Here is a 22,744-nt window from a genome sequence, read left to right as displayed (position 1 = left end):
GGCGAACAACAAGGAGACAGGCAAATGGCGATCCCGACGACAGTGTTCAGCGGGGGCGCCATGCTGGCGGCCGCCGCATTGCTCGCCGCTTGCGGCACCACAGGCCCGAAGAGCCTCGGCCTCGGCGCGGATCCGGCGGCGGCCTGTGCAGCCCTTGGCGCCGTCCCGGTCGCACCCGCGGCCATCGGCCTGCCCAGCGGCGCGGCAACGATCGATTCGGCCACGCTCGTTCCTGCTGCCGCGCTCGCCGTCGCCGAGCGCGGCGGCAGCCCTGCCGCGCGCATCACACCGGCAACGCCCGCGCATTGCCGACTGCTCGGGCGCATCGCGCCGCTTGACGCCGCGGCACCGCCCATCCTGTTCCAGGTCAACCTGCCGCTGGCGTGGAACGGGCGCAGCGTGCAGTACGGCGGCGGTGGCTTCAACGGCACGCTGATCACCGGCCTTGCGCTGGTGCCGGCCGCGCGCTTCGACCAGCCGACGCCGCTGGCGCGGGGCTACGTGACCTACGGCACCGACTCCGGCCATCAGAACTTGCAGGGCCAGCCGCCGCAGGCTTTTGCGCTCAACGACGAGGCGCTGGTGAATTTTGCGCACGCCTCGTACAAGAAGGTGCGCGACGTGGCCGTGGCGCTGATGCAGCGCGCCTACGGGCAGGCGCCGCAGAAGCTGTACTTCATGGGCAGCTCCGAAGGCGGGCGCGAAGCGCTCACCATGGCGCAGCGCTATCCGCAGGACTTCGACGGCATCTTCAGCCGCGTGCCGGTCATCAACTGGACGGGGCTTCAGCACGCCGGCACGCGCAACGGCATTGCCACCTTCGGCGAAGGGTGGCTGCGGCCCGCGCAGGTGCAGCTGGTGCACAACGCCGTGCTCGCATCGTGCGACGCCGCGGATGGCGCGGCGGACCGCATCGTGTCGAACCCGGTGGCCTGCCTGCAGCGCTTCGATCCGGCGAGCCTGCGCTGCGCGGCGGGCACGAGCGGCGACAACTGCCTGAACGATGCGCAGGTGCAGGCGGTGCGCACACTGCGTTCGCCATGGCGCTCGCCCGTGCCGCTGGCCCATGGCGTCACCGAGTATCCGGGCTGGGGCATCGGCGGCGAGGCGACGCCGGCTTTCGCGTCGACGGGCGGATGGAATGCATGGTGGACGGGCACCAGCGCGCCGACCGTGCCGCCGCAGCCGAGCAACGGCATCGCATGGTTCTACGGCAGCGGTGCGCTGCAGTATTTCTATGCGCGCAATCCCTCGCTCGACGTGCGCAGCTACCGCGCCGAAGACCACGCCGCGCGCATCGCCGCCGTGTCGCAGTTGATGGACTCGACCAACCCCGATCTCGGCGCCTTCAGCGCACGCGGCGGCAAGCTGCTCGTGCTGGAGCACATGGCCGACTACGCGCAGAGCCCGTTCGCCGGCATCCGCTATTACGAATCGGTGGTGGCGCGCATGGGCCGCGACAACGTGGACCGCTTCATGCGCCTCTATACCGCGCCCGGTGTCGACCATGTGGGCAGCGGTGCGCCAGCCAACGTCGACATGCTCGGCGCGCTGGCCGACTGGGTCGAGCGCGGCCGTGCACCGAGCGGGCTGCAGCTGGTCGAACAGGAAGTGCAGCCGGCATTCAAGGTCGTGCGTGCGCGCCCGCTGTGCGAGTGGCCGCTGTGGCCGCGCTACACCGGCGGCGACGTGTCACAGGCCGCCAGTTTCCAGTGCAGCAGATAGCGCGGCGGGGCTGAACAGCCTCTCAGATTGCGCAGCCGTCGGGCCCGCATGCGGTCGGGCCGGCGCCAGCCGTCGCCGTTGCGGGCAAGGGCACCACGAGCCTGGCGAGCTGCGCCTTCCATTCTTCGGTACGGCCGAGCCAGGGACCGATCTCGATGCGGCTCGCGCTGCCGTCGGCCTGCGCCAGCACAAAGGTCGGAAAGCCCTGGCCGCCCGCGCGCTGCAGCAGTTGGCGGCTCGCGGCGATGTGTTCAAAGGTCGCTTCGCCGGCAAGGCGCGAGTAGGCCGATGCGAAGGCGCCTGCATCGAAGGCGAGCTCCGCAGCCAACACCGCAAGCACATCTGCATCGGCAACGCGCCGCCCGTCGACATAGTGGGCGCGCTGCAGCCGATGGATCATGTCGAGGCCGCCGCCTTCGCGCAGCGCCTCGGCGGCGAGCACCGCGGTGGTCGGCGGCTCGGAGTCCATCACCGCGCCGGTGTCGCGCAGCAGGCCCTCGAAGTACGCCTCGCCGAAGGGCTGGCCCGTGAGCTCGGCGATGCGGCGGTCGTGCGGCATCACGTACTCGCGCCACTGCGGCGTGATCGCGCGCCGGTTGGCGCCGGTCATCATGCCGCCGCCGTGGAAGGCGACCCGGAGACCCGGCACGTCGCGCGCCGCCTCGACCAGCGGCGCGGCTGCATAGCACCAGCCGCACATCGGATCGAAGATGTAGTGCAGCGTCGTGGTGCTGCCGTCGTTCACTGCGGCCATTTCATTTCTCCCTTGATGACCTTGGCGCCCAGTTCGAGCGACGAGGTGCCTTCGAGCTTCGGGTAGCGCTTCTTCATCGCGGAGATCAGCGCGGCCGAGTCCTTGGCCTTCTTCGCCTCGGTCTCGAAGGCCTGCAGGTAGGCGCGCGTGAACTTCACCGCGGCGAGCGCATAGGGTGCGCTGCCGTCCGGATTCGGAAGGTAGTGGCCCGGCACCACGGTCTTCGGGTGCAGCGCCTCGATGCGGCCGAGCGTCTTGATCCAGTCGCGGCGCGAGGCGGGCGTCTGCGTGTCGGCCACCCACACATGGATGTTGGCCGAGACCGGAATGCCGCCGACCACCGCCTTGAGCGAGGGAATCCATGCGAAGCTGCGTTCGGGCGTGGGACCGTCGAGGCCGACGACCTGGATCTTGCGGCCCTCGAGCGTGATGCTGTCGCCGGCCAGCGGCTCGGGCACGACCAGCGCCTTGGGCGCGTTGTCCTTCAGGATCGGGCCCCAGTGCGCGAGCTTGCCGTCCTTCGAGGCCTGGATCGCGGCCACGGTCTGCGGCGTGGCGACGATCTTCGCGTCGGGAAATGCGGCCTGGATCACGTCGAGGCCGAAGTAGTAGTCGGGGTCGCTGTGGCTGATGTAGACCGTGGTCAGCTTCTTGCCGCTGGCCTTGATCTTGTGCACCAGCGCCTCGGCGTCGTTGCGCTGGAACTGCGCGTCGACCAGCACGGCCTCGCTCTGGCCCATGACCAGTTCGGAGGACACCGGGAACATCGACTTGGCGCCGGGGTTGTACACCTCGAGCTTGAGCGGCTCGGCGGCATGGGCCGTCAGGACGGCGAAGGACAGGGCGGTGGAGAGCAGGGTTCTGCGGAACATTCGGGTCTTTCGGTGGCACGGGGTTGCCGGGATGGCGACCTGCACAGTCCGAATATTAGGTTTCGCGAATGGAAACAAAAACCCCGTATTTGCCAATGAATAGTTTCTCATTTCGATCGAATCAGACGGCGGCCGCGCGGCCGGTGGCGCACCGTTCGAGATGCGCCACCAGCAGTTGCGCCGACGGCGAGAGCGTCGCTTCGTCGCGGAAGCAGATGGCGAAGCGGCGGCGAGCCCAGGCATCGGCGAGCGGCATCAGCCGAAGGCCGTAGGTGTCGGTAAAGGGCTGGGCCACTTCGGCCGGCACCACGCTGATCGCGAGCCCGGCCCGCACCACGCGCAGGGCGGCATCGAAGTTGGACACCAGCACGCGGTACACCAGCGGCTTGCCAGCCACCGCCGCCTCGCGCGCGAGCATCAGCTGCACGGCGCTCAGCGCGGGCATACCGACGAACTCATGGTCGAGCACGTCCTCGAAGCGCACCTGGCCGTCGCGCGCCGCGGGATGCGAAGGGTGCGCCACGATGGCCAGATGGTCGGTGCGGTAGTCGCGCCGCTGCAGCCCATCGAGGTCGGCGGCGTCCCAGCACAGGCCGATCGAGGCGCTGCCTTCGCGGATGCCGCGCACGATCTCGGGGCTGACGCGCTCTTCCATGTCGACGCGGATGTTGCGGTGCGCCGGGTTCTGCAGGAAGTTCGCCACGTCCTCGGCCAGCGATTCGGCCAGCGCCGAGGCCGAAGCCAGGATGCGCACATGCCCGCGCGCGCCGCCCGCATAGGCCGCCATGTCGCGCTCGATGCGGTGGGCGCTGCCGAGCATCGCGCGCGCATGCTCGAGCAGCGTTTCGCCGGCGGGCGTGGGCACCACGCCGCGGCGCTTGCGCAGCAAGAGCGGCGTGCCGACGGCGTCCTCGAGCTGGGCCAGGCGCTTGCTGATGGCCGAGCCGACGATGCTGGCCTGCTCGCCCGCGCGCGCGATGCTGCGGGTCTCGCAGACGGCGACGAAGAGGCGGAGGGTGGTGAGGTCGAGGTCTCGCATGGTGTTCCGTTCTGGAATCGAATGGCTTCCAAAATATACCTTCTGGATCGAATCGGAACTTCTAAGATCGACGCCGACCCTCACGACGGAGACAAGTTTTGATTCACGCCTTCCTGCCGCCCAGCGCGGCCGTTCGCGAAGTGGGGCTGCGCGACGGCCTGCAGAGCATTGCCAGAACCCTGCCCACCGCCCAGAAGCTCGAATGGATCCGCGCTGCGCATGTCGCCGGCCAGCGCGAGATCGAAGTCGGCTCCTTCGTGCCCGCGCGCCTGCTGCCGCAGCTGGCCGACACGGCCGAGCTGCTGGCCTTTGCAAAGACGCTGCCCGGGCTCGTCGCCTCGGTGCTGGTGCCCAACCTGCGCGGCGCGGAACTCGCCATTGCCGGCGAGGCCGATCTCATGATGGTGCCGCTGTCGGCCAGCCATGCCCACAGCCTCGCCAACCTGCGCAAGACGCCCGACGAAGTGGTGGCCGAGGTCGCCCGCATCCGCGCCGCGCGCGACGCCGCGGGTTCGAAGACCTTGATCGAGGGCGGCGTGGGCACTGCGTTCGGCTGCACGATCCAGGGCCACGTGGCGCCGGATGAAGTGCTGCGCTTGATGCAGGCGCTGCTCGACGCGGGCGCCGACCGCGTGGGCCTGGCGGACACCGTCGGCTATGCCGATCCCGCGATGGTCCGCAGCCTGTTCGAGCGCGCGCAGCGCATCGCGGGCGAGCGCCTGTGGTGCGGCCATTTCCACGACACGCGCGGCCTCGGGCTCGCGAACGTGTATGCCGCGCTGGAAGTCGGCATCGCGCGCTTCGACGCCTGCCTGGCCGGCATCGGCGGCTGCCCGCACGCGCCCGGCGCCAGTGGCAACGTCGATACCGAAGACCTCGTCTTCATGCTCGAAAGCATGGGCGTCGCGACCGGCGTCCAACTGCCGAAGCTGCTCGACCTGCGCCAGCGCGTGGCCGGCTGGCTCGAAGGCGAAACGCTGCAGGGCACGGTGTGGCGCGCGGGCTTTCCTAAAACTTTCGCGGCGACTGCCGGAGTGGCTGCATGAGCACGGCGGCCGAAGAAAAACGCCTGCCGCTCACCGGCATCCGCGTGGTCGAGTTCACGCACATGGTCATGGGGCCGACCTGCGGCATGGTGCTGGCCGACCTGGGCGCCGAGGTCATCAAGGTCGAGCCGATCGATGGCGACCGCACGCGGCACCTGCTGGGCGCGGGCGCCGGCTTCTTCCCGATGTTCAACCGCAACAAGAAGAGCATCGCGCTCGACCTGCGCCATCCTCAGGGGCTCGAAGCGGCGCTGCGCCTGTGCGCCACCGCCGACGTGGTGGCGCAGAACTTCAGGCCCGGCACCATGGACAAGTACGGCCTCGGCTACGCCGCGCTCGGCAAGCTCAACCCGCGGCTGGTGTACGTGAACCACACGGGCTTCCTGCCCGGCCCCTACGACCACCGCACCGCGCTCGACGAGGTGGTGCAGATGATGGGCGGCCTGGCCTACATGACGGGCCGTCCCGGCGACCCGCTGCGCGCGGGCACCAGCGTGAACGACATCATGGGCGGCATGTTCGGCGCCATCGGCGCCATGGCCGCGCTGATGCAGCGCGCGCAGACCGGCAAGGGCCAGGAAGTGCAATCCGCGCTGTTCGAGAACAACGTGTTCCTGGTCGGCCAGCACATGCTGCAATACGCGATCACCGGCCAGGCCGCGGCGCCGATGCCCGAGCGCATCTCGGCCTGGGCGCTGTACGACGTATTCACCGTGAAGGATGGCGAGCAGATCTTCCTGGCCGCGGTCAGCGACGCGCAGTGGGCGGTGTTCTGCGACGCGCTGGGCTTCGACGACCTGAAGGCCGACCCGGCGCTGCGCACCAACAACGACCGGGTGCGCCTGCGGCCCACGCTGCTGGCGGACCTGCGCCAGCGCCTGGCCGACCGTTCGGCTGCGGAACTGTCGGCGATCTTCGAGGCGCGCGGCCTGCCGTTCGCGCCCATCGTGCGGCCCGAAGACCTCTACGAGGATCCGCACCTGAAGGCGACCGGCGGCCTCGCCGAGATCCGCCTGCCCGACGGCGAGCGCGCCGGGCAGACCGCGCAGACGACGCTGTTCCCGATCACACTGGGTGGCGAGCGGCTGGGCGTGCGCCTCGATCCGCCGACGCTCGGCGAGCACACGCGCGAACTGCTGGCGGAGCTCGGCTACGCGGATGCGCAGATGGCCGCGATGCAGGCCGAATCGGCCGTCGCCTGAGCGCCTTTCCAAAACCACAAAGAGAGACAAGCCATGTACACGATCCTTCCTCCGATGACCCGCCGCGCCGTCCTGGGCTTTGGCGCCTGCGCCGCCGCAGTGGCGGCATGCCCCGCGTTCGCGCAGGGCTCCGACAAGCCCATCCGCTTCATCCTGCCGATCAGCGCCGGCTCGGGCGTGGATGCCATCGTGCGTGCGGCTTCGGTCGCGCTCGGCAAGGCCTTCGGCCAGCCGGTGGTGATCGAGAACCTGCCGGGCGCGGGCGGCATCACCGGCACCTCGGTGCTCGTCAAGGCTGCCCCCGACGGGCTCACGCTCGGCGTGGTGTCGAACAACCACGTCATCAATCCGGCCGTCTACAAGAAGATGCCCTTCGACGCCATCAACGATGTGACGCCGATCAGCGTGGTGGGCGCGACGCCGCTGGTGCTGGTGGTGAACCCAAAGCTGCCCGCGAAGAACGTCAAGGAACTGGTCGCACTGCTGCGCGCCAGGCCCGAGGGCTACAACTACGCCTCTTCGGGCAACGGCACCATCATTCATCTGGCCGGCGAAATGTTCATGGACGAGGCCGGCGTGAAGGCGCGGCACATTCCCTACAAGGGCACGGGCCCGATGGTCACCGACATGATCGCGGGCCAGGTCGAGATGGGCGTGGTGGCGCTGCCCGCGGTGCTGCCGCACCTCAAGAGCGGTGCGCTGCGCGCCATCGGCCTGTGCGGCCCCGCGCGCTCGCCGGCCGCGCCCGAGATTCCGACCATCGCCGAGCAGGGCCTGCCCAACTACGCCGTGGAAGGCTGGTTCGCGGTGATCGGGCCGCCGAAGATGCAGGCCGCCGACGTCCAGCGCGTGCACGACGCGGTGGCCGCGGCCTTCACGAGCGCCGAGGTGCGCGACGCCATGGACAAGCAGGGCAACATCATCAAGCCCACCTCGCCCGAGCAGGCCGCGAGCTACTTCCGCAGCGAGGCGGCGCGCTATGCGGCGCTCGTGAAGAAGGCGAACGTGGTGCTCGAATAGCCTGCGCAGCCAGCCCGCGGCTCGAGAGCAAGCACGGCCAAGGCCAGGAACACCGCGGAACCGGCTGGGCTCAATTCGTCAACTTGAGCCCGAGGATGCCCGCGACGATCAGGCCCACGCAGATCAGCCGCGCGGCATTGGCGGGCTCCTGGAACAGCACGATCCCCAGGATCACCGTGCCCACGGCGCCGATGCCGGTCCACACCGCGTAGGCCGTGCCCACGGGCAGCGAGCGCATTGCCCAGCCCAGCAGCACCACGCTGAGCACCATCGAGATCGCAGTGCCGACGGAAGGCCAGAACCTCGTGAATCCTTCGGTGTACTTGAGCCCGATGGCCCAGCCCATTTCGAGCAGGCCCGCCACCAGCAAAACGATCCACGCCATGCACGCTCCTTGAAAGGTTTCAGTTCTCCGGCCGCACGGCACGGTAGAGAGCGCGCACGAAATCCGACTGCGTGATCATGCCGGTGAGCCGCTTTTCATGGTCGATGATGGGGATATGGTGGTGGCCGCCCTCGGAGAACAGCGGCACCAGGTCGACCACCGGTCGGTCCGCGCTGGCCACGCGCACCTGGCGCGTCATGATCTGGCCCACCACCTCCGGTTTGTTCGACACCACGGTGCGGGTGGCGCGGATCAGGTCGCGCAGCCGGCCGGCAATGCCTTCGTGGTGCTCCAGGTCGAGCTGGCGGAAGAAGTCGGCCTGCGTGACGATGCCGACCACGCGGCGCGTGCGGTCGGTGACGGGCAGCGCCTTGATGCGGCGCTGGTTCATCAGCATCCAGGCTTCCTGCAGCGGCGTGCCGAACTCCACCGACACGGGGTCGCGCGACATGATGTCGGCGCAGTGCAGGGTGCCGAGCCGCCGCTTGTACGACTCGAGCTCGGTCTGCTGGATCAGCGATTCGAGATCGTCGCGGCTGATGTCCAGCACCTGGTTGTAGCGCGCCAGCACCGCATCGATGTCGGCCTGGCTGAAGCGGGCGTCCGCCGAGGGCGGCCGCACCACCTGCACATGCGGATAGCGCCTGCCCGTGAGCGAGTTGTAGGCCACGCCCGCCAGCACCAGCAGCAGCGAATTGGTGAGGAACGGAAAGAGGGCGGACGAGAAATGCGTGGTGTGCGTGAGCACCGCGAGCAGCGCCGCCGCGCCGCCCGGCGGGTGCAGGCAGCGCGCGAAGAACATCACGCCGATCGCGCCGGCCACCGCCACCGCGGCGGCAAGGGCCGGGTCGGGAATGAAGCTCACACTGGCAATGCCGACCACCGCCGACAGCGTGTTGCCGCCGATCACCGACCAGGGCTGCGCCAGCGGACTCGCGGGCACCGCGAACACCAGCACGGCGCTGGCTCCCAGCGGCGCGATCAGCCAGACGCTGCTGCCCAGCGGCTCGGCCAGCCAGCGGCACAGCACGGCCGTGACGAGCAGGCCGATGGCGGCACCGCAGACCGCGCGCAGCCTCTCGCGCATGTCGACGGTGGTGCGGCCCGGCAACCAGGCGCGCGCGTAGGTCAGGAACGGGGAGGGCCGCATTCGGGTATCGCTCTTTCAGGTTTCGTTGGCGAGGGTTCGTCCGATCTCGGGCCAGCGGCCGTGCAGCCAGACCCAGGCGACCAGGCCGATGCCGAGCATCAGCATGGAGGTGACGGCGAGCGCCAGCGTGGAATGCATCACCAGCGGCGCGATCGCACCAGCGACCACGCCATTGGCGGTCGAGCCGATCACGGCCTGCAGCGACGAGGCCATGCCGCGGCGCTCGGGGTGCAGGTCGAGCACCAGCAGCGTGACCACCGGCACCATCAGCGCCCAGCCGAAGGCGAACACCGCCAGCGGCCACAGCGCCCATGCCACGTGCGCATCGAAGAGCGAGTTGGCCGCCACGTTGACCACCGAGGTGATCAGCATGATCAGGAAGCCGTCGCGGATCTGCCGCTTGGGCGTCACCTTGCCCGCCATGCGGCCGCTGGCGCGCGCGCCCAGCATGATGCCGCCGATGGTCAGCAGGAAGAACCAGAAGAACTGCTGCGGCTGCAGCGCGAGGTGGTCGCCCAGGAAGGCGGGCGCGGCCAGCACGTAGAGGAACATGCCGTTGAACGGCACGCCGCTCGCGAGCGCGAGCAGCAGGAAGCGCGGATCGGAACACAGGTCCCAGTAGCCGCGCAGCAGGTGCCGCACATGGAAGGACTGGCGGTGCGAGGGATGCAGCGTCTCCGGCAGCAGCTTGTAGTTGGCCGCGAACAGCACCACGCCGACCGCCACCAGGAACCAGAACACCGCGTGCCAGCCCGCATGCACGAACAGGAAGCCGCCGATGATCGGCGCGATCGCCGGCGCCACGCCGAAGTAGATCGTCACCTGGCTCATCACGCGCTGCGCTTCGGCCGGCGGAAACATGTCGCGGATCACCGCGCGCGACACCACGATGCCCGCGCCGGTCGACAGGCCCTGCAGCCCGCGGAACAGCACCAGCTGCGCGATGTTCTGCGACAGCGCGCAGCCCAGCGAGGCGATGGTGAACACCGCGAGCCCCCACAGCACCACGGGCCGGCGGCCGAAGCTGTCCGACAGCGCGCCATGGAACAGGTTCATGAAGGCAAAGCCGAACAGGTAGGCCGAGAGCGTCTGCTGCATCTCGGCCGGCGTGGCGCCGATGGAGCGCGCAATGCCCGAGAAGGCCGGAATGTAGGTGTCGATGGAGAACGGGCCCAGCATGCCCAGCACCGCGAGCAGCACGGCCAGTGCCCAGCGCGGGGCCTGCCAGAGTTTGTCTGCATCGGGATTCATGGCAATTGCTCCATTCTTCTTGTTTGCGTTGCACAAAAGAGAGCGCCCGCCGCCCGTATGACGGGGCGCTGCGGGCGCTTGTGGCTTCAGGGAACCCGGATTACAGAGTATCGATGAAGCTGCGCAGTTTGTCCGAACGCGACGGATGCTTGAGCTTGCGCAGCGCCTTCGCCTCGATCTGGCGGATGCGCTCGCGCGTCACGTCGAACTGCTTGCCGACTTCTTCCAGCGTGTGGTCCGTCGACATCTCGATGCCGAAGCGCATGCGCAGCACCTTGGCTTCGCGCGGCGTGAGGCTGTCGAGGATGTCCTTGACCACGTCGCGCAGGCCCGCCTGCATCGCGGCCTCGATGGGGGCCGTGTTGCTGCTGTCCTCGATGAAGTCGCCCAGGTGCGAATCGTCGTCGTCGCCGATGGGGGTTTCCATCGAGATCGGCTCCTTGGCGATCTTCATGATCTTGCGGATCTTGTCTTCCGGGATCTCCATCTTGGCGGCCAGGATGCCGGCGTCGGGCTCGAAGCCGAACTCCTGCAGATGCTGGCGCGAGATGCGGTTCATCTTGTTGATCGTCTCGATCATGTGCACCGGGATGCGGATGGTGCGCGCCTGGTCGGCGATCGAGCGCGTGATGGCCTGGCGGATCCACCACGTGGCGTAGGTCGAGAACTTGTAGCCGCGGCGGTATTCGAACTTGTCGACCGCCTTCATCAGGCCAATGTTGCCTTCCTGGATCAGGTCCAGGAACTGCAGGCCGCGGTTGGTGTACTTCTTGGCGATGGAGATCACGAGGCGCAGGTTGGCCTCGATCATTTCCTTCTTGGCATCGCGCGAGGACGATTCGCCCTCGTTCATGCGCTTGTTGATTTCCTTGAGCTGGGTCAGCGGCACCACCACGCGCGACTGGATGTCGGCGAGCTTCTGCTGCAGTTCCTGCACCGGCGGAATGTTGCGTGCGAGCACGGCGCTCCAGGGCTTGCCGGCAGCGGCCTGCTTCTCGACCCACTTCTGGTTCAGCAGGTTCGAGGGCACGCGGTTGCCGTTCTTGTCGTAGCCCGAGAAATCGCGGATGAATTCGTCCTGCGGGAAGCCGCACTTGTCCACGATGATGCGGCGCAGCTCGCGCTCCTTCTTGCGCACGTCGTCCACCTGCGTGCGAACCAGATCGCACAGCTTCTCGATGGTCTTGGCCGTGAAGCGGATGGTCATGAGCTCGTCCGACAGGGCCTGCTGGGCCTTCTCGTAGGCGGGCGTGCCGTAGCCTTCCTTGTCGTAGATCTTGTGGACCTTCTCGAACATCGAGGCGATGCGGTCGAAGCGCTCGAGCGCATCGCGCTTGAGTTCCTCGAGCTTCTTGGTGAGGGCCTTGGAGCCGCCCTTGCCGTCGTCGTCGTCTTCCTCGTCGAACTCGTCGAAGTCTTCCTCGGCCACGTAGTCGTCGGCCTCGTTGGGGTTCGAGAAGCCGTCCACCACGGTGGAGATGACGACCTTGCCTTCACGGATGTCGGCGGCCAGGCGCAGGATCTCGGCGATGGTGGCGGGGGAGGCCGAGATGGCTTCCATCATGGCCATCAGGCCGCCTTCGATGCGCTTGGCGATTTCGATTTCGCCTTCGCGCGTGAGCAACTCGACCGTGCCCATTTCGCGCATGTACATGCGCACCGGGTCGGTGGTGCGGCCGAATTCGCTGTCCACCGTGGACAGGGCCGCTTCGGCTTCTTCCTCGGCTTCTTCCACCGTGGTGGCGGTGGGGGCGGTGTTGTTCAGCAGCAGGGTCTCGGCGTCGGGCGTCTGCTCGTACACCGCCACGCCCATGTCGTTGAGCATGGTGACCACGACTTCCATGGTCTCCGCGTCGACCAGCTTGTCGGGCAGGTGGTCGGAGATCTCGCCGTGCGTGAGGTAGCCGCGGGTCTTGCCGAGCGTGATCAGCGTCTTCAGGCGCGAGCGGCGCTTGGCCAGGTCTTCCTCGGAGAGCACGGTCTCGTCGAGGCCGAACTCCTTCATCAAGGCGCGTTCCTTCGCCTTGCTGATCTTCATGCGCAGCGGCTTGACCTTTTCCTCGGTCGTGGCGGTTGCCGGTTCGTCGCCGGCCAGGTCTTCCTCGATGTCCGACAGATCGACGTCGCTTTCGGGCGCTTCGTTGCCGGCCTTGGGCTTGCGGCCGCGCTTAGCGCCGGTGGCGGGCGCGGCGGCGCCGGCGGCCTTGGGCGGGCGGCCTACCTTCTTGGCGGCAGGGGCGGCGGCAACCGCCTTGGCGGCTGCTTTTTTCGGATCGTCGATGGAGGTCGATTTCGTGGGCACGGTTTTCACTTTCGTTGCGGCTGCCGATTTGGAAGCGGCGGCACCCGACTTAGTTGCCGGCATAACGCCAGCTTTCAACGGTTTTTCTGCGACAGACTTCGCGGCGACGCTTTTGGCGAGTGAAAGAGCAGGCTTCTTTGAACTGGGCATACGACCTCGTTACAGCAAGATGGACCAAGCGGAATCACAGGCGCACCGCCACACGGCAGCGCCACCACGGTCCGGGCACAGGCACGGACGGAACAATTGGGAAAGAGGAAGAATTTCCTCGTCAGGCAAGATGTCGGGCGAACATTTGGTGTGCAGTCCTTGCGGTTATTGACCCTTTCCGACGGATTCTTTCCGTGGGAGTGCGTTGCGCTAGGGGTCGGCCCGGAGGTGCTGCTGTCGCTCTTGCCTAATTTCGCCAGTTGCGAAGCCTTACATTATAGCCTACTGCGCAAATTTCAAGCAGTTTCCGCACCGCGCGGATTCAGCCGGTTGCGCAGCTCGAGCCGCCTGGCCTCCAGCGCCTTGTAGCGCTCGAGTGCCTTGGGATCCTTTCCGACGGCCGCAATGGCCTCGCTTTGCTGGGCCTTCAGCCGGTCGTCGAGCATGAAGTCGAGCACGCTCGCGAGCTCCTTGGCGGCATCGGCCAGGTGCTGCTCTTCCTCGCCCTCGGGGATCGGGGCGCTTTCGGAAACGTTCATGAGGCGTTCGGCCAGCGTCTCGAAATCGAGGCCCCGCATGCCTTCGCGAAGCGCCGCCCACGGCTGCACGCCGTGCTCGTGCAGCTGGCTGTCGAGCCAGGTGAAAAGCGTCCCGTGCGGTCCCGGCAGGTCGCACAGCATCACGTGAAGCTCGTGCGACAGCGCGTCCCACTGCGCCATGTTCGACAGCAGCAGCCGCGCCGCCACGTCCGGCCGGCTCGGCGGCTTGCCCCGGCCGCGCAGCGGCTCGATCGGCGCCTCGAATTTGCCGCCCCAGCGCTTGCCCTTGGTGAATTTGCGCGGCTTGCTATCGTTTTCATAGCGTGGCGGCTCATATTCGGCCGGCGGCGGCATGTCGGGGTATTCGTTTTCATGAGCCGGATCGCCCTGGCGATGGCCCGGCGCCGCGGCCGGCCTGCGCGGGCCCGGCGTGGAAGCCCAGAGCTCGGAGAGCGCCGCCGCGTCGAGCTGAACCAGCGCGGCGATCTCGCTCAGCAGCTGGCGCTTGAGCGCGCCGTCGGGCATGGCGCTCCAGAGTGGACGCACATTGCTCGTCATGTGGGCGCGGCCTTCCGCGGTGGTCAGGTCGCAGCCCTCGCGCGCGGCCTCGAGCATGAAGCGCGACAGCGGCGTGGCTTCCTGGATGAAGCGCGCAAACGCATCGGCACCGAATTCGCGGATGAAGCTGTCGGGGTCGTGCTCGGCCGGCAGGAACAGGAACTTGATGCTGCGCACGTCGGTGGCGTAGGGCAAGGCGCCGTCGAGCGCCTTGCGCGCGGCGCGGCGGCCGGCGGCGTCGCCGTCGAAGCTGAACACCACCGATTCGGTGAAGCGGAACAGCTTCTGCACGTGCTCCGTGGTGCAGGCCGTGCCGAGCGTGGCCACGGCGTTGGGGAAGCCGAGCTGCGCCAGCGCGACCACGTCCATGTAGCCCTCGGTCACCAGGGCGAAGCCGCGCTCGCGGAAGGCGGCGCGGGCCTCGTACAGGCCGTAGAGCTCGCGCCCCTTGCTGAACACGGGCGTTTCGGGCGAGTTCAGGTACTTGGGCTTTTCGTCGCCGAGCACCCGGCCGCCGAAGCCGATGCATTCGCCCTTGACGTTGCGGATGGGGAACATCACGCGGTCGCGGAAGCGGTCGTAGCGCTTGGCGTCTTCGGCGCCGTCTTCGGTGTTGACAATCACCAGGCCGCTTTCGGCCAGTAGAGGGTCGTCGTAGTCGGGAAAGACGCTGGCAAGCGTGCGCCAGCCCGCGGGCGCGTAGCCGATGCCGAACTGCCTGGCCACTTCGCCCGAGACGCCGCGGCCCTTCAAGTATTCGATCGCGCCCGGCGCCTGCCGCAGCGCCTTGCGGTAGGCCTCGCCGGCCTTTTCGAGCACGTCGGTCAGCGTGGCTTGCTTCTGGCGCTGGCTGGCGGCGCGAGCGCGCTCGGCGGGGGAGGCGTCGTCCTCGGGCACCTGCAGGCCGTACTGGCCGGCGAGGTCGTGCACCGCCTCGACAAAACCCATGCCCGCGTGTTCCATGAGGAAGCCGATGGCGTTGCCGTGGACCCCGCAGCCGAAGCAGTGATAGAACTGCTTGGTGGGGCTGACCGAGAAGGAGGGCGACTTTTCGCCGTGAAACGGGCACAGGCCCATGAAATTGGCGCCGGCCTTCTTGAGCTGCACGTAGCGCCCGACGATTTCCACCACGTCGGCGCGCGCGATGAGTTCCTGGATGAAAGAAGCGGGGATGGTCATGTAGGCGAAGAGCGGCAAATCATACGCAAGCCTTCGAACGCCCGCGCGCGGACGCCATACTGGCTGTAGTTGGAACCCACGGATGAAGACGCTCCACCCATTGCACCACGCCGCGCCGCTGCTGCGCCATCCTCTGCGCTTCGTCTGGGATGCGCTCAAGGCTTTCCGCGCCAACCAGGGGCTGCTGCTCGCGGGCGCCGTGGCCTACTACGCGCTGCTTTCGATCGTGCCGCTCCTGATCGTGAGCGTGATCGCGATGTCCCACCTGATCGAGCAGGCCGAACTGCTGCGCACCATCGGCCGGTATCTCGAATGGCTGCTGCCGGGGCAGTCGAAGGCGATCGTGGCGGAGCTGTCGAACTTTCTCCAGCACCGCGACGTGATGGGGCCGGTGCTGTTCGTGACCATGATCTTCTTCAGCTCGCTGGCCTTCAGCGTGCTCGAGAGCGCCATGGCGGTGATCTTCCATCACCGCAAGGCCGACCACCGGCGCCATTTCCTGGTTTCGGCGGTCATGCCCTATCTCTACATCCTCTTCCTGTGCGTGGGCCTGCTGCTGGTCACGCTGGTGTCGGGCGCGCTGCAGCTGGTGGGCCAGGAGAGCGTCGACCTGTTCGGGCGCAATTGGTCGCTGTCGGGCGTCTCGGGCCTGCTGCTCTACCTGCTGGGGCTGGGCGGCGAGATCTTCATGCTGACCTCGCTCTACCTCGTGATGCCGGCCGGCCGCATGTCGCTGCGCCACGCGCTGCTGGGCGGCGTGACGGCCGCGCTGCTGTGGGAGGCCACGCGGCGCGTGCTGATCTGGTACTTTTCGACGCTGTCGCAGGTCAACGTGGTCTACGGCTCGCTCACCACGGCCATCGTGGTGCTGTTGAGCCTCGAGATCGCCGCCACGCTCGTGCTGCTGGGCGCCCAGGTCATCGCCCAGTACGAGCGGCTGGACCGCACCGGCAGCACGGCGGTGCCGCCGCTCACCGGGGCGGAAGCCGAATCGCTCCGTCGAGACGAATCACTTCGCCGTTGAGCATGTCGTTCTCGATGATGTGCTTGGCGAGCCTGGCGTAGTCCTCGGGCGTGCCCAGGCGGGAGGGGAAGGGCACGCTGGCGGCCAGTGCGTCCTGCACTTCCTGCGGCATGCCGAAGAGCATGGGCGTGCCGAAGATGCCGGGGGCGATGGTCATGTTGCGGATGCCGTTGCGGGCCAGGTCGCGCGCGATGGGCAGGGTCATGCCGACCACGCCGCCCTTCGAGGCGCTGTAGGCGGCCTGGCCGATCTGGCCGTCGTAGGCCGCGACCGAGGCGGTGGAAATCAGCACGCCGCGCTCGCCCGTGGCTTCGGGCTCGTTCTTGCTCATGGCGTCGGCCGCGAGGCGGATCATGTTGAAGCTGCCGATCAGGTTGACCGTGACGGTCTTGCTGAACACCGCCAGCGCGTGCGGGCCGTTCTTGCCCACGGTCTTTTCGGCCGGTGCGATGCCCGCGCAGTTGACCAGGCCCACCAGTTTGCCGAGCTTCTGCGCCGCGGCAACCGCGGCCTGGCCGTCGGCCTCCTGGCTCACGTCGCACTTGACGAACACGCCGCCGATGTCCTTGGCGACGGCTTCACCCTTGTCGGCCTGCATGTCGGCGATCACCACCTTGCCGCCGCTGGCAGCCAGCATGCGCGCCGTACCTTCGCCGAGGCCCGAAGCGCCACCGGTCACGATAAAAACCTTGCCGTCGATCTGCATTGAGAGTCTCCTGAAATGAGGCCTGCATTATCGAAGACGGGCGGGGGGCAAAAAAAAAAGGCCTCATCCGGAGATGAGGCCCTGAATTGGATCCGTGAGGACCCAAGGAGACAACTGGTGGTGGTCGGCGGCTCAGCGCTTGCGCGAGGTGGTCGCGGTCTTGGCGGCGGCAACGGCTTGCGTCGACACGGCGTTGAAGTTGGCTTCGGCAACGTCCGACGCTTGCTTGACGGCCTTCTGGACCGATTCGAAAGCGTTGTTGGCGGCAGCCACGGCGCTCTTCAGCACGGCAACGGCGGTTTCCGAGCCGGCGGGTGCGTTCTTGGAAGCGCTGTCGACCAGGCCGACGAAGGTTTGCTGGGCTTCAGCGGCCTTGGCTTCGAAAGCCTTGGTGAACTCGGCGCCGGTGCCCTGGGCGATGTCATAAAGGTGACGGCTGTAGGCTGCGGTCTTTTCGGCCAGGGGCTGGAACAGGCTGGCTTGCAGCGTCAGCAGTTCCTGGGCGTCCTTGACGTTCAGGGCGGCTTGGGCGGTGCTTTGCGCTTCGGTCAGGGCGGCCTTGGAAGCGGTCACGTTGAGTTCGACGAGCTTCTCGACGCCTTCGAAGGCCTTGGTGGTCAGGCCAAACAGGGTTTCGAGGTTTGCTTTTTGGGCGGCGAGGATTTGGTCAGCGGTCAGGGCCATTTGAGAATCTCCGGTAAGGATGAAGGGTGGTCGGTTCACGTCGCGCTGCCTCGTCGTCCATGTTTATGTTGCGGTGCAGCATGGCCTCAAGTATAGGCAGCACAGCTTTGCGATCAAGGGGGTTTTGCTGCTTTGCAGCAATTTAGAACACACTTTCTAAATTCGCTTCGCATCCAGAATGCAGGCCATGCGCGCGTTTTATTCCGGCCAGTTCGTCCTGCCCCTGCCTCCGGGCCACCGCTTCCCGATGTCCCGCTATGCCTTGCTGCGCGACCGCCTGCTGGAACACCTGCCGGAGGTGGACATGGACCAGGCCCCGCGTGCCACCGACGGCGAGCTGGCGCTGGCCCACACCCCGCAGTGGATTGCCGCCATCAGCGACGGCAGCGTGAGCCCGCAGGCCATGCGCGAGATCGGTTTTCCCTGGAGCGAGGCGATGGTCGAGCGCTCGCGCCGGTCCACCGGGGCGACCATCGCGGCCTGCCGGGCGGCGTTCGCCGGCGGCGTGGCGGCCAACATGGCGGGCGGCACGCACCATGCGTACGCCGACAAGGGCGGCGGATTCTGCGTCTTCAACGACGCTGCCGTGGCCGCGCGGCTGATGCAGGCGGAGCACGGCCGCGGCGGCCGGCAGCTCAGGGTCGCGGTGATCGACCTCGACGTGCACCAGGGCAACGGCACGGCCAGCATCTTCCGCAGCGATCCGAGCGTCTTCACGCTGTCGCTGCACGGGCAGAAGAACTTTCCGTTCCGCAAGGAGGCGAGCGACCTCGACGTCGAGCTGCCCGACGGCTGCGGCGATGCCGACTACCTCACCGCGCTCGAGCACGCGCTCGACGAGCTGGAGCGGCGCTTCTCGCCGGGCCTGGTGATCTACCTGGCGGGCGCGGACCCGTTCGAGCGCGACCGGCTCGGCCGGCTCAAGCTGAGCTTCGACGGCCTGGAAGCACGCGACCGGCGGGTGTTCGACTGGGCCTGGCGGCGGCGCATTCCGCTGGCCTTCGCGATGGCCGGCGGCTACGCCAGCGACATTGCAGAGACGGTGCAGGTGCAGCTGGGCACCTTCAAGGTGGCCTTCGACTACTGGCGCCGCTGGCAAAATGCCGCGCGATGAGCTCCGCCCCCAAACCCACGCCGCATTCCCGAAGCAGCTACCGCGCGTTCCGCGGCATTCCCACGCGCTGGGCCGACAACGACTTGTACGGCCACGTCAACAACGTCGTCTACTACAGCTGGTTCGACACGGCGGTGAATGCGCTGCTGATCGAACGCGGCGCGCTCGACATCCACCACGGGCAGACCATCGGCTTCGTGGTCGAGACGCAATGCAATTATTTCGCCCCCATCGCCTTTCCCCAGACCGTGGAGGCCGGCATCCGGGTGGCCCAGGCCGGGCGCTCGAGCGTGCGCTACGAGATCGCGCTTTTTGCGCAGGGCGCGGAAACCGCGGCGGCGCAGGGCCACTTCGTGCATGTGTACGTGGACCGGGCCACGCAGCGGCCGGTGCCATTGCCCGAGGCGCTGCAGCGCGTGGTCGATTCGTTGAAAGCCTGATCGACCCAAAAAAACGGCGCCCGAAGGCGCCGTTTTTGTCTTTTGCCGCACAGCCCCGCGGGCCGCGCCGGACTTGCTTACATGGCCTTGGTCTTCTTCATGGCCTTGATGTCGGCCTTGCCCTGGGCTTCGTCGGCCTTGGCCTGCTTCACGCAGGCGGCCTTGGCATCGCCGGTCTGATCGTCGCACTTTTCCTTGGCGACTTCGTACGTCGCCTTGACCTTCTCTTCGGCCACCTTGCGGGCGTGGGCGTCGCTCGGCTTGTACTGCTGTTCGAGTTCGGCCTTTGCCACGTCTTCCTTGCCCTTGGCTTCCTTCTGGCAGACGTCCTTCGCGTTGTCCTTCATCGAATCGCACTGGGCCTTGGCGACCTTGTAGTCGGCTTCGATCTTTTCCTTTGCGACCTTGTATTCGTCCTTGGTCATCGCGCCGGCCTGGGTGGCCACGAAGCAGGTGGAGGCCAGGGCGAGCATGAGCAGGTGTTTTTTCATGGTGTTCTTCCTTTGCTGTTCAGAGTGGAATCGGGAGATCAGTACTTTTCGTACCAGAGGGCGTCGGGCGTGCGGCCGTCGCGGGTTTCCCAGTCCCGCACCTGCTTTTCGGCCTCGTCGCGGCTGATGCCGTGGCGTTCCTGGATGCGGCCGAGCAACTGGTCGCGCTTGCCGGCAATCACGTCGAAGTCATCGTCGGTCAACTTGCCCCATTGCTCCTTGACCTTGCCCTTGAGCTGTTTCCAGTTGCCTTCGATGGTGTCCTTGTTCATGCGAATCTCCTTGAAAAGATGGATTCGGCGAGCTCCCCGGCTGCCGTGCACGAACTGTCGCGGTGCCTATTCACCCTGGCGGTAGGACGCCCAGTGCTGGCACCGTAGGCACAAGCCGACGGCGGCCGTGATAATCGGACGCACGCCGAAAAGCTTGGGACAACGCGCGCCGCACCATGATCATTCACAGCCTGCTCGACACCGACCTCTACAAGTTCACCATGATGCAGGTCGTGCTGCACCACTTTCCCGGGGCCCAGGTCGAGTACCGGTTCAAGTGCCGCAACCCCGGCATCGACCTGGCGCAGTTCGCGGGGCAGATCCGCGAAGAGGTGCGAAGCCTCTGTTCGCTGCAGTTCCGGGACGCCGAGCTGGCGTACCTGCGCTCGATGCGTTTCATCAAGAGCGACTTCGTCGATTTCCTGGGCCTGTTCCGGCTCAACGAGAAGTACATCAGCATCACGCCGCAGGCCTCGGGCGAGCTCGAGATCCGCATCAAGGGACCGTGGCTGCACACCATCCTGTTCGAGATTCCGGTGCTGGCCATCGTGAACGAGGTCTACTTCCGCAACACCCAGAAGAAGCCCGACTTCGAGGAAGGCCGCCGGCGCCTGGAGACCAAGATCGGGCAGCTGCAGGATGCCGGCCTGTCCGACCTCAAGATCGCCGACTACGGCACCCGCCGCCGCTTCTCCAAGGATTGGCACGAGGAGGTGCTGCGCACGCTGAATGCCAGGCTCGGTGCCGTCACCTCGCCGCCGGTGCAAGCCGAGCCCGGCGCGCGGCTGCCCCAGCTTGCGGGCACCAGCAACGTGCTCTATGCCATGAAGCTCGGCCTGATCCCGCTCGGCACCATGGCGCACGAATACCTGCAGGCCTGCCAGGGGCTCGGCCCGCGGCTGCGCGACAGCCAGATCTTCGGCTTCGAGAGCTGGGCCCGCGAATACCGCGGCGACCTCGGCATTGCGCTGTCCGACGTCTACGGCATGAGCGCCTTCCTGCGCGACTTCGACCTCTACTTCTGCAAGCTGTTCGACGGCGCGCGCCATGACAGCGGCGATCCGTTCCAGTGGGGCGAACGCATGCTGGCGCACTACGTCGCCAACCGGGTCGATCCACGCACCAAGACGCTGATCTTCAGCGACAGCCTCACGGTGCCGCGCACCATCGAGCTCTACCAGCAGTTCCGCGGCCGCTGCCAGCTGGCGTTCGGCATCGGCACCAACCTCACCAACGACCTCGGCTACGAACCGCTGCAGATCGTCATCAAGATGATCACCTGCAATGGCCAGCCGGTCGCCAAGCTGTCGGACACCCCATCCAAGAACATGTGCGAGGACGAAAAATACCTGGCCTACCTGCGCCAGGTGTTCGAGATCGAGCAGCCGCCGGCCTGACGCCCGTCTGGTACGGTACGGCCCCATGAAAAAAACAGTCCGACTGGCGGCAGCCGCAGCGCTGCCGATGATGTTCCCCGCGCTGGCCATGGCGGCCGAGCTCGACGGCAGCAAGCTGTCGGCGCTCTGGGGTGTTCCGTTCGCGGGCATCCTGCTGTCGATTGCGCTGATGCCGCTGCTGGCCCCGTCGGTCTGGCACCACCATTACGGCAAGATCTCCGCCGCCTGGGCGCTGGCGTTCCTGCTTCCCTTTGCCGCGATCCACGGCGCGCCGCTGGCCGGCTCCCAGTTCGTGCACGCCCTGGTGGAGGAATACATTCCCTTCATCATCCTGCTCACGGCGCTGTTCACGGTGGCGGGCGGCATCCACATCCGCGGCAACCTGCACGGCGCGCCCGGCCTCAACACGGCCATCCTTGCCATCGGCGCGGTCCTTGCGAGCCTCATGGGCACCACGGGCGCCTCGATGCTGCTGATCCGCCCGCTGATCCGCGCCAACGACAACCGCGTGAGCAAGGCGCACGTGGTGGTGTTCTTCATCTTCATCGTCTCGAATGCCGGGGGCTCGCTCACGCCGCTCGGCGACCCGCCGCTGTTCCTGGGCTTCCTGAAGGGTGTCGATTTCTTCTGGACGGCGCGCAACATCCTGCCCAACACGCTGTTCCTCGTCGGCATGCTGCTGGCGCTGTTCTACGTTATCGACCGCCATCTCTACCGCAAGGAAGGCGTGCTGCCGTTCGACCCGACGCCGGACACCCGGCGAGTCGGCTTCGACGGCGCAGCGAACTTCTGGCTGCTGGGCGGCGTGGTGTTCCTGGTGCTGCTCTCCGGTGTGTGGAAATCGCCGGCCGGCTTCGAGGTGTTCGGCACGCACGTCGGGCTGCCGGGGCTGGTGCGCGACATCGGGCTCGTTGCCATCACGCTGCTCTCGTTCAAGACCACCGCGGCCAAGGTGCATGCCGACAACCAGTTCGAATGGGGCCCGATGGCCGAGGTGGCCAAGCTGTTCGCGGGCATCTTCCTGACCATCATCCCGGTGATCGCCATGCTCAAGGCCGGCGCGCACGGGCCGTTCGCGGCGGTGATCGCGGCCGTGACACGGTCCGACGGCCAGCCCGATCCGGCCATGTATTTCTGGGCCTCCGGCATCCTGAGCTCGTTCCTCGACAATGCGCCGACCTACCTGGTGTTCTTCAATACCGCGGGCGGCGAGCCGGCCAGGCTCATGACCACCTATGCCACCACGCTGGCCGCGATCTCGGCCGGATCCGTGTTCATGGGCGCCAACAGCTACATCGGCAACGCGCCCAACCTCATGGTCAAGGCCATTGCCGAAAGCCGCGGCGTGCGCATGCCGAGCTTCTTCGGGTACATGGGCTGGTCCGTGGTCGTCCTGATTCCGCTGTTCGTCCTTTCCACCTTCATCTTCTTCCGTTGAGAGCAG

20 protein-coding genes and 1 pseudogene are annotated in these 22,744 nt (G+C 67.2%); 9 read left to right on the top strand and 12 right to left on the bottom strand.

Going from position 1 to position 22,744, the window contains the following annotated elements:
- The first annotated feature begins 24 nt into the window (after positions 1-24).
- Complete coding sequence (locus FB547_RS23045) at positions 25-1,725, top strand: tannase/feruloyl esterase family alpha/beta hydrolase (protein WP_145745960.1); 1,701 nt, start codon at positions 25-27, stop codon at positions 1,723-1,725.
- 22 nt (positions 1,726-1,747) lie between these two features.
- Here the strand turns inward: FB547_RS23045 and FB547_RS23040 are convergent, their stop codons facing one another.
- The 3 genes and pseudogenes from FB547_RS23040 to FB547_RS23030 all read right to left on the bottom strand — a co-directional run bounded on the left by FB547_RS23040 (position 1,748) and on the right by FB547_RS23030 (position 4,390).
- Positions 1,748-2,479 (bottom strand): DsbA family protein, encoded by a 732-nt coding sequence (locus FB547_RS23040; RefSeq protein ID WP_145745959.1) that lies wholly within the window; start codon positions 2,477-2,479, stop codon positions 1,748-1,750.
- Positions 2,473-3,351, bottom strand: a pseudogene (locus tag FB547_RS23035) (MBL fold metallo-hydrolase); the annotation flags it as partial. The pseudogene FB547_RS23035 and the gene FB547_RS23040, both read right to left, overlap by 7 nt.
- A gap of 121 nt (positions 3,352-3,472) precedes the next feature.
- Positions 3,473-4,390, bottom strand: coding sequence for a LysR family transcriptional regulator (locus FB547_RS23030; RefSeq protein WP_145745957.1), 918 nt, complete (start codon positions 4,388-4,390; stop codon positions 3,473-3,475).
- Positions 4,391-4,488: 98 nt separating this feature from the next.
- On the opposite strand from FB547_RS23030, the gene FB547_RS23025 reads away from it, so the two are divergent.
- From FB547_RS23025 to FB547_RS23015, 3 genes are read left to right on the top strand one after another with little or no spacing between them, the layout of a single operon-like run.
- The gene (locus FB547_RS23025; RefSeq protein ID WP_145745956.1) at positions 4,489-5,436 is read left to right on the top strand and encodes a hydroxymethylglutaryl-CoA lyase; all 948 of its coding nucleotides are present in this window, start codon (positions 4,489-4,491) and stop codon (positions 5,434-5,436) included.
- Positions 5,433-6,638, top strand: coding sequence for a CaiB/BaiF CoA transferase family protein (locus FB547_RS23020; protein ID WP_145745955.1), 1,206 nt, complete (start codon positions 5,433-5,435; stop codon positions 6,636-6,638). Before FB547_RS23025 ends, FB547_RS23020 begins: the two co-directional genes overlap by 4 nt.
- Before the next feature lie 33 nt (positions 6,639-6,671).
- Entirely contained in the window at positions 6,672-7,658 is a 987-nt protein-coding gene (locus FB547_RS23015; RefSeq protein WP_145745954.1) for a tripartite tricarboxylate transporter substrate binding protein, read from the top strand.
- Positions 7,659-7,728: 70 nt separating this feature from the next.
- On the opposite strand, the gene sugE is transcribed toward FB547_RS23015, so the two are convergent.
- The 5 genes from sugE to dnaG form a co-directional block, all read right to left on the bottom strand.
- Positions 7,729-8,043, bottom strand: coding sequence for a quaternary ammonium compound efflux SMR transporter SugE (sugE, locus tag FB547_RS23010; protein WP_145745953.1), 315 nt, complete (start codon positions 8,041-8,043; stop codon positions 7,729-7,731).
- Positions 8,044-8,062: 19 nt separating this feature from the next.
- Complete coding sequence (locus tag FB547_RS23005) at positions 8,063-9,193, bottom strand: HPP family protein (protein WP_145745952.1); 1,131 nt, start codon at positions 9,191-9,193, stop codon at positions 8,063-8,065.
- A gap of 15 nt (positions 9,194-9,208) precedes the next feature.
- A complete protein-coding gene (locus tag FB547_RS23000; protein WP_145745951.1) occupies positions 9,209-10,444 on the bottom strand; it encodes a multidrug effflux MFS transporter in 1,236 nt (411 codons plus the stop codon).
- A gap of 100 nt (positions 10,445-10,544) precedes the next feature.
- Positions 10,545-12,896 (bottom strand): RNA polymerase sigma factor RpoD, encoded by a 2,352-nt coding sequence (gene rpoD, locus FB547_RS22995; RefSeq protein WP_145745950.1) that lies wholly within the window; start codon positions 12,894-12,896, stop codon positions 10,545-10,547.
- Between the two features lie 296 nt (positions 12,897-13,192).
- A complete protein-coding gene (gene dnaG / locus FB547_RS22990) occupies positions 13,193-15,172 on the bottom strand; it encodes a DNA primase (protein WP_145745949.1) in 1,980 nt (659 codons plus the stop codon).
- An 82-nt stretch (positions 15,173-15,254) separates the two neighbouring features.
- On the opposite strand from dnaG, the gene FB547_RS22985 reads away from it, so the two are divergent.
- On the top strand, positions 15,255-16,196 hold the full coding sequence (locus tag FB547_RS22985) for a YihY/virulence factor BrkB family protein (protein ID WP_145745948.1): 942 nt from the start codon (positions 15,255-15,257) through the stop codon (positions 16,194-16,196).
- Here the strand turns inward: FB547_RS22985 and FB547_RS22980 are convergent.
- On the bottom strand, positions 16,144-16,902 hold the full coding sequence (locus tag FB547_RS22980) for a 3-hydroxyacyl-CoA dehydrogenase (protein WP_145745947.1): 759 nt from the start codon (positions 16,900-16,902) through the stop codon (positions 16,144-16,146). The two genes, FB547_RS22985 and FB547_RS22980, sit on opposite strands and share 53 nt — an antisense overlap.
- A gap of 132 nt (positions 16,903-17,034) precedes the next feature.
- The gene (locus FB547_RS22975) at positions 17,035-17,586 is read right to left on the bottom strand and encodes a phasin family protein (RefSeq protein WP_021006486.1); all 552 of its coding nucleotides are present in this window, start codon (positions 17,584-17,586) and stop codon (positions 17,035-17,037) included.
- 187 nt (positions 17,587-17,773) lie between these two features.
- Between FB547_RS22975 and FB547_RS22970 the strand changes: the two genes are divergently transcribed.
- Both FB547_RS22970 and FB547_RS22965 read left to right on the top strand, forming a co-directional pair.
- The gene (locus FB547_RS22970) at positions 17,774-18,700 is read left to right on the top strand and encodes a histone deacetylase (protein WP_186454230.1); all 927 of its coding nucleotides are present in this window, start codon (positions 17,774-17,776) and stop codon (positions 18,698-18,700) included.
- Entirely contained in the window at positions 18,697-19,140 is a 444-nt protein-coding gene (locus FB547_RS22965; RefSeq protein ID WP_145745945.1) for an acyl-CoA thioesterase, read from the top strand. Before FB547_RS22970 ends, FB547_RS22965 begins: the two co-directional genes overlap by 4 nt.
- 77 nt (positions 19,141-19,217) lie before the next feature.
- On the opposite strand, the gene FB547_RS22960 is transcribed toward FB547_RS22965, so the two are convergent.
- On the bottom strand, positions 19,218-19,631 hold the full coding sequence (locus FB547_RS22960; protein ID WP_145745944.1) for a hypothetical protein: 414 nt from the start codon (positions 19,629-19,631) through the stop codon (positions 19,218-19,220).
- 38 nt (positions 19,632-19,669) lie between these two features.
- Positions 19,670-19,903 (bottom strand): CsbD family protein, encoded by a 234-nt coding sequence (locus FB547_RS22955; protein ID WP_093012771.1) that lies wholly within the window; start codon positions 19,901-19,903, stop codon positions 19,670-19,672.
- A 176-nt stretch (positions 19,904-20,079) separates the two neighbouring features.
- On the opposite strand from FB547_RS22955, the gene pncB reads away from it, so the two are divergent.
- Together pncB and FB547_RS22945 are read left to right on the top strand one after the other, a co-directional pair.
- Positions 20,080-21,300, top strand: coding sequence for a nicotinate phosphoribosyltransferase (pncB, locus tag FB547_RS22950; protein ID WP_145745943.1), 1,221 nt, complete (start codon positions 20,080-20,082; stop codon positions 21,298-21,300).
- 25 nt (positions 21,301-21,325) lie between these two features.
- A complete protein-coding gene (locus FB547_RS22945) occupies positions 21,326-22,738 on the top strand; it encodes a sodium:proton antiporter (protein ID WP_145745942.1) in 1,413 nt (470 codons plus the stop codon).
- The last annotated feature ends 6 nt before the right edge of the window (positions 22,739-22,744 follow it).

The organism is Variovorax beijingensis, assembly GCF_007828835.1.
GTDB classification, from domain to species: Bacteria; Pseudomonadota; Gammaproteobacteria; order Burkholderiales; family Burkholderiaceae_C; genus Variovorax; species Variovorax beijingensis_A.
The sequence above is the reverse complement of the archived record's forward strand: the minus strand, read 5'-3'. Positions and strand labels throughout refer to the sequence as shown.